The 7,908-nt window shown below is 36.4% G+C and carries 6 protein-coding genes; all 6 read right to left on the bottom strand.

The annotated features are described in order from the left end of the window. Positions 1–723, bottom strand: a 723-nt coding sequence (locus tag Q8907_09840) for a heparan-alpha-glucosaminide N-acetyltransferase domain-containing protein (protein MDP4274566.1), incomplete at its 3' end; no start/stop codon positions are given. Between the two features lie 379 nt (positions 724–1,102). Beyond that, positions 1,103–1,549 carry a hypothetical protein gene (locus Q8907_09835; protein ID MDP4274565.1) on the bottom strand — a complete coding sequence of 149 codons (447 nt, stop codon included), beginning with the start codon at positions 1,547–1,549 and terminating at the stop codon, positions 1,103–1,105. Positions 1,550–2,349: 800 nt separating this feature from the next. Then, positions 2,350–3,369 carry a substrate-binding domain-containing protein gene (locus Q8907_09830; protein ID MDP4274564.1) on the bottom strand — a complete coding sequence of 340 codons (1,020 nt, stop codon included), beginning with the start codon at positions 3,367–3,369 and terminating at the stop codon, positions 2,350–2,352. 228 nt (positions 3,370–3,597) lie between these two features. Continuing rightward, entirely contained in the window at positions 3,598–4,440 is an 843-nt protein-coding gene (locus Q8907_09825) for a sugar phosphate isomerase/epimerase (protein MDP4274563.1), read from the bottom strand. A 187-nt stretch (positions 4,441–4,627) separates the two neighbouring features. Next, positions 4,628–6,067, bottom strand: coding sequence for a Gfo/Idh/MocA family oxidoreductase (locus Q8907_09820; protein MDP4274562.1), 1,440 nt, complete (start codon positions 6,065–6,067; stop codon positions 4,628–4,630). 425 nt (positions 6,068–6,492) lie between these two features. Continuing rightward, the coding region (locus Q8907_09815; protein ID MDP4274561.1) for a response regulator at positions 6,493–7,908 on the bottom strand (1,416 nt) is incomplete at its 5' end.

The raw sequence follows: 7,908 nt of genomic DNA, 5'->3' as shown, positions 1-7,908 counted from the left end.
GCCGAGCATGGCTGTTCCAATGGCCGGGATATTGGATAATAATCCTTCGGGATCATATACTACCCGATGCAGTTTCCCGGGCAGGAACATCCTGTCGAGATAACTTGCCAGATTTCCCTCAGGGGTTAAAACCCCGGCGCCATAACCCGGTACGGGAATCAACATCATGATGGCCCAGTAACCCAGTAGCAAGCCTGAAAACCAGATGATTTGGTTTCTCAGTTTACAATTTAAAAAGATGAGTGCAGCAAAGAAACAGGATATGGCAATACGTCCCAGAACACTGGCAAACCGCGTGTCCTGATAACCTTTCAGTTGCAATGCCCCATTTACAACCATACCGCAGAGAATCAGGATGAGGGTTCTCTTAATTAAGGATTTATATAAGTTCCGTTTTGCAACTTTGTAATCCTCACCGGTTTTATCTTTTAATTTTTTACCGTAGGAAAAGGGCATGGAAATTCCTGCAATTAATATAAACAGGGGGAAAATCATGTCATAAAAAGTAAAACCATTCCAAACAGTGTGGTGCAACTGATTTGACATCCAGATACAAAAGGGGGCATGGGTTGCTTTAGCCAGGGCATGTACAATGATTTCTCCGCTAATGATCCACATCATATCGAATCCCCTCAAAGCATCCAGGGATAAAAGGCGACCGGATTCACTTTTTTTATTCTCTTTCACAATATCGGAATTTTGAATAGTTACAGCAGATTCCATCGAAGTTTTACATTTAGTGTAAAAACAAGTATTGAATTAGTTACCTTACAAAAAGGAATTGATTACTATTTAACAAATGTCGTAAAATATTTTTCTTTTTAGATACAAATAGAATGCAGAGATGCAAAATTTATTACATCTCTGCATAAGAAGTTGAAGTATTTTTGATTTACTTCATTTTATCATGTTATGCACAAATAATTCGGACCTGACTCTCTGGAAAGGGTGTTTAGTTCAACATATACTCATTGCTGGATTGTATAGACCGCTCAGAATCTTATTTATTACTGCTTGTAATTTTTAATTTATTCATTACAAAATCATGACTGATTCGTTGATTTTTAGCTTTTCATATATTGGACAGAATATGAATCTTTTTTTAATTATCTCGTCTATATTTAATTTCAACTGTAGGAGTGACATTTGTATTCGATATCACTAAAGTTGAGCTATCAAGAAGTTTATAAGACAAAAATACTGTATCTGCTTTTGCTTTAGATGAGAAATAATAAAATTTAAACGTGTTGTCATTTCGTTTAAAGGAAGTATTGTTTTTTATATTAATACTTAACTCCGGCTTATAAAGGACTTTCCCATTGTTTGGCAATCCAAGTTTTTCATCAACGAAATTGGAAAAGAAGGTCAATTTTTGTCCTTCAGAGATATTTTTCCATCCTGATTCATCTGTCTTGCTCTCTATTTCAGTCCAATGCATTACATACTTATAAGTTTCCCAATCAATTGTCGGTTCATTAACAGTGTTATTATCTTTCATGCATCCAGAAAGGAATAAAAGCGATAAAATAAAAGTAAAGTAACTTTTCATTTTTTAAAAGATTAAAGTGAGCAAATAATTTAACAGAAAATTTTTCTCTTAAGATGAAAATAATTGCTGCTTGGTTGCGTTTGCTTTAGTTAAATTTAGTTGCTCAGTTTCCTTAATGTTTTTAGAACCTCATATGTCTTTAGTTGAAAAAACTATTGCTTTTTGTGACGACAACTATGTAAAGCGATCTCATTCTCCTCTATTTTATGGAGAATAAAAAGTATGAGATAGGAATTTTTAGATAAATATCATCTTACCACAATGGACATAAGGATTACAATTTCACAAGGTTCAAAAATAACTTGCATTCCTAATGCACTTTGTGCCATTGTGGTAAATGTATTTTGTGCCTTAACGAGAAACATATTTCTCGCTAAGCCGTGAAGTTTTAAGGCAAAAAATAATATGTCGTCTCAGCGAACCTCACTTTAACTCAGTGTTTCTCAGTGTAATGATATTCATTTACGCTGAGATCCGCTGAGAAAATCCTGAGTTTCACTGAGTATTACCGTGAAGCAATCTCCTGTTATTATCCCTTTTGAAGAGGTTGGAGTATTTTCCTGTATTAAACAGGGATTTTTATCAGCTCTTTTGCCGAGGTTATCCGGCCTTCTTTAGAATCCAACAAAAATCTGCAGAAACAAAGTGTATAATATCGTTTCTATATTATGTTTCACCAACAATTCCCTGTATCTTAAACAAGCTCTAATGATGAAAGAGCGGTAAATCCTGATATTGGATTCCCTTTCTTTATAAGAGCTTCAGTTTTCATCGTAATAATAAAATGACAAGACCTGTTGTTATTTTGCTAAGTCTTGCTCAGTGAAAATACCATCAGCAATGATGGTGGATTTCATATTTGCAGCAGTAACCGGAATTGTTGGTAAGAGGTGGGTAGGTATATTTAACTTTCCATTGTTCATAGTAGTTTCCAGAATATCACTAACCTTCTTATTGTTCAACATTTTGAAAGCAAGTTCTGCAGCTGTATTTGCAAGTTTTTTATAAGGTTTGTAAACCGTCATTTGCTGAAAGCCTTTTAGAATATTTTTACAGGCAGAGAGGTCCCCATTGTGACCGGAAACCAGTACTTTACCGGCCAGGCCATCTTTCTGTAAAGTTTTTATTGCCCCTTGGGCTAAGTCATCTGAACCTGCCAGGATCACGTCGGGTACCTGACCTGACAAAAGGTCTATGCAGTGCTGAACCTCCAGGGCCGCTTCATCTTGCGACCATTGTTCAATAAAAATCTTATACATCACATGGATACTTCCTGATTTAATGGCAGGACTAAGAATTTCCTGCTGGCCCTGATCAATTCCGATCGCATTGATATCTGTTTTGTCTCCTTCTAAAAGGATATAGTTCCCTGCAGGTTTTAATTTCATCAGGGATTCTGCCATCTGTCTACCCACCATTTTTGCGTCAAAACTTAAAAAAGCATCCACATCGCAGTTGGAAATCAAACGGTCATAGGAGATGACTTTCACTCCTTTTGCATGGGCTTTTCTGACCATTTGGGCAGCGGTAAACCGGTTTACAGGATCCAGTACCAGTACATCGATTCCTTCATTCAGTAAGGAATCGAGTTGGGCTAATTGTAGTTGTTCGTCATTATTGGCTGATCTGAATTCTACTTTCCCACCCAAGGCTGAAATCCTTGATGTAAATTCATCTTTTTCTATGTGATATCGCTGGATGTGCATGTGAGGCAACATTAATCCTACTACGGGATTTTGTTTGGCGCAGGATACAAGAAGCAATAATCCAAGACTATAGGCCAAAAATATTTTCAGTTTTTTGTTAATACGTTCAAGCATGAAAACTGTTAGATTAATAAGTTAATTTGTTTATTACGTTTTTTAAGGTAAAACGTTGCATTCAATTGCTAAATTTTCCAGTTATGACGGCAAAAATAGCGATTTAATGCTATTGGAAACCAATAACATTCAGGATTTGGTTAAAAATGCTTTAGTTAAGATAAAAATAGCCAAGATATCTCTTGGCTATTAATAAAACATATAGGGAACCTGTTCAAGGTTAATTTTCTACTTTCTTGTAGCAACGATTATGCCTCTGAAATAACCAATAGATTCTGCAATATCCATATAAGGATCATTCATATTGATTTCATTTTCCAGGCTGACTACGCCCGAATATCCAACTTTTCTTAACATTTTTACAAATGCAGGAAAATTAATGATTCCTCGGCCCACTTCAAGAGAATATCCAAGCCTGGTATTTCCTGTCACATCTTTTAAATGAACTTCAAATACTCTGGATTGATATTTTTTCAGGTCAGCCACAGGATCCTTACCATTTCGGGTATCATGACCTATATCCAGGCACATGCCGATACGAGGATCAAGATTTTTAACATGATTCCATACATCATCAGCATCCTGATATATTTTTATGTCTGGTCCATGAAGGTGAATGGCGAAATTAAAATTGTACTCCTTAACTTTTTTATCCACATAAGGTAAAAGTTCATAGTTAGGTACACCTACAATCAATTTTACGCCAGCTTTTTTTGCATATTCAAATGCATGATCGACTTCAGCTTCCGTTTTCATGTAAATAGGACCAACAGCATAACCTGTTATGTCTTTTGCTTTCAATTTTTCTTTAAAAGCTGCAATTTGTTCGTCTGTGCTGTTGAGCGGCAAGTGGAAATCTTTAATACATAAATAATGGACATTTATTTTTTGCATGGTTTCCAATGATTTGTCCAAACTGCCCACCTTTGCGAAAGAAAATCCGGCAATTCCTATTTTGAACTTTTCATTGGTTTCAGGGGCTGGCTGTGGTCCCGGGCGCTTTGGTGTCTGGGCTTTGACAGTGAAAACCATCATTAATGCCAATAAGAGAAAAATTAAATTTTTTTTCATTGTAAATAATTATGTGTTTATGTTCTAAAAAACTTCTTTTTTACAAATTGCCAGCTGGCCGGTAATTTATTCCACTCCAGCTGGCATAATATTCGAAGAATATGCCTTGCATTCATTGCAAACGTTTTTCCTAAAATGACAACTAAAACAATTTCAAGGCAATCCTTATTGAAGAATCAAAAAATTATTACATTTTATAAAATTCTTCCCATCCTTTGCGTGGGGGAGGTCCTACCAACAAGCTATTTGCCAATTTATTGTTGGTGATTTGTTTCGTCTTTCTGTCGAACATTATTTTGGTATTTAAATGTTGAGCCATTACACCCAAAGTAAATACCTGGCTTAAGGGACCTGAAATTGCAAAAGAGGAACGGCATTTTTCTTCTCCTTTACATGCTTTGAGGAAGTTCTGATAATGGTTAGAAGGACTTTTTGGAACTACCGGCAGTTTGGATTCCATTTCCTTAGCTTTTTCAGGGGGAATAATAGAAAGGGTACTTCCGTGTGTACCTCCCTTAAAGATCAGATTTTTGCTGTAGATGATCTTGCCGGGATTAAGCTTGGCTGGTTGGATTTTTCCGGTACTTGTAGGCGGAATGTTCGGGTCAAGTTCGGATACTCCATAACCTTTTGGAACAGAAGGAATATTATTGATTCCGTCATACCAGGTTACGTCAACCGGGGGCATGTTTTCCCGTTTAGGAAATCTGAACAATAATGTAGAAGCCTGGGGATAGAAAAAGTCATTATGTCCGTCAAGTTTTAAAGGATTAACTTCAAAAGGCAATCCAAGATGCAGGAACTCATGAGCTGTATCGAGAATGTGAGCACCCCAGTCACCCAATGCGCCCATACCGAAATCAAACCAGCAGCGCCATTGTCCGTTTATATAATCTTTGTTGTAGTCATGATACTTAGCTGTCATCAGCCATGTATCCCAGTCGAGTGTAGAAGGGATGGGTTGTGCGTCAGGGAATTTTGTAATGTGGGTATTCCATCCGTGCCAACGACGGGCTGAATTCATGTGAGCGGTTATAGCGGTGACATCTTTGATGATACCGGCTTCTGTCCATGCTTTAAACTGGAAATAATTGGCTTCTGAATGTCCCTGGTTACCCATTTGAGCAGCTACCTTGTATTTCTTCTCGGCTTTCATCATCAGTTCAATTTCATTGAAAGTCCGGGCTAAAGGTTTCTCACAATATACATGTTTACCCAGATTCATGGCCAACATAGTGATCGGAAAATGAGAGAAATCCGGAACGGCAACGCACACGGCATCGATTTGATTGCTCATTTTATCGAACATCTTCCTAAAATCCTGGAAACGCGGTACATTGGGAAATTTCTTAAGAATTTCCAATGTTTGTGGGGCTCCCATATCCACATCACAAAGGGCTACGATGTTTACTAATCCTGTATTATACATTGCATTGATATCTTCAGCAGCACGATTGCCGATACCACAACATGCAAGATTAACACGTTCGCTTGCACTGGCCAACTTTGTCGTAGGAAGCGTCATCCCGGATGCCGTTCTTGTCAATATTGTTGGAAGTGCCGCTAAGGCAGAAAATGCGGCGGCCTGTTTTAAAAACAGACGACGCGATGATTTTTTGGACTCCATAAGTTTAGTATTTTGTTTACGAGGTTTTTTCAGATTATTCTTGAAGCATAACCTATTTGGGGGTAAAAGTATTTATTTACATTTAAAAAAAATCAATTTATCAAATTTTTTATTTTGTGAATTTAAAACATCACCGGATCGAAAAATTTAATGTCAATTAAATCAGGTATATGCGATTTTAAGGAAAAATTCTTCAAAAATACGTTGACCACTAAGGCGCAGAAACGCAAAAAATACAAATTTACCCCAACCCCTTAAAAATGTGGCCATAACTGGATACTATGGTAACACTCAGCGAAACTCTTGATTTTACTTGTCGTAAGAGAATATTATTACATTGAGATAAGAAGTGCTGAAATTAGTGAATACCTTTAATTTCATGGTGCTCTTAATGCTGGTTATACTTAATACTTCAAGTTTGCTTTTCAGGTTTGCTTTTTTTGAATTTCTGAAGGTGTTTTGCCAAATTCTTTTTTAAAACTTTTTCTGAATTGTGAAACACTAAGAAAACCAGTATATTCAGCCACCCGGGATATGTTTAGCTGTTTATCCTTTATAAGGGCATAAGCTTTTTTTAAACGGTTTTTGCGAATATAATCGGCAGGATTTATACCGATCAGGCCTGTGAATTTGCGATAGAATGTTGCCCTGCTCATGTTTGCCTTTTTACTCAATTCTTCAACATTAAATAGTGGGTCTGCAAGTTTGGATTCAATGATTTCATTTACCATTTTAATGAAGTTCCGGTCCTGTTTGGATAATTGATTGGGCAAACTAAACTTTAAATCCGATACGTTGAATTGAGCTTTAATATATTCTCTGTTTTTTAAAAGCGAATGGATATTTGCCAAAAGCAGAGGGCTATAAAAGGGTTTTTCAATATAAGCATCGGCACCGGTTTCCAGGCTGTCAACATGAGTTTTAATATCTGTTTTTGATGAAAGTAAAATAATGGGGATATGGGAGGTTTTGATGTTGTTTTTTACCTGTTTGCAAAAATCTATTCCATTCATTGCAGGTATCATGATATCAGAGATGATCAGATCAGGCATAAAATCCGGTATCATTTCCAATGCTTCCTGTCCATTATTCGCAGCCTTTAATGCGAAATACTTTTCCAATAACAGCACCAGAAAATCAATCATGTCAGGGTTATCTTCCACGATTAAAATTTTTTGGTCACCAATATCATTCATAAATGTCGGGGATAGGTCCGGCTTTGTCTGGTCAAAAATAAAATCGTTTTCTGAATTTTTTATCTCTTCAGCCGAAAAATGATCTTTGCCCTGTTGGAATGTCAGGGTAAAACAAGAACTTTCCCCCTCTTTTTTTTCTAATTCTATTTTACCTTTTTGCAGTTCTACCAGGTTTTTGACCAAGGGGAAACCAATATCATATTTGCCGAGTGTTTTCTTGTTCCTTTTCGAAGGGGAAGAACCATTGAAAACCTTTTCTTTTTCATCATCTGTAAGCCCCAATTTCTGACCTGTAACTTTTATTTGTACGGCAGATTCCTTTTGTTTTAGGGAGACCAGAATACTTGTACCCCGATTTGAAGATTTTATTGCCCTGGAAAACAGGTAATAAAAAATAAGTTTCAATTTTTCGGCATCTAGCCATACATAAATTTCTGATGAAGTAATCTCTAAAATCAGTTGAATATTTTTCTGCTCGGCCATACCTTTAAATGAATTAATAACCGATTGAACAAAACCAATTAATTCTATAACCGACACAGATAACTTTAAGGACTTTTGATCCGATTTTTGTAAATCGCTAACATGGTTAATTAATTGCATCAACAAGGAGACATTTTTCTTTATAAGGTTGAGGGAAAGTTT

The sequence above is a fragment of the Bacteroidota bacterium genome (assembly GCA_030706565.1).
Lineage (GTDB): Bacteria > Bacteroidota > Bacteroidia > Bacteroidales > JAUZOH01 > JAUZOH01.
This window is presented reverse-complemented; position numbering and strand designations above follow the sequence as displayed.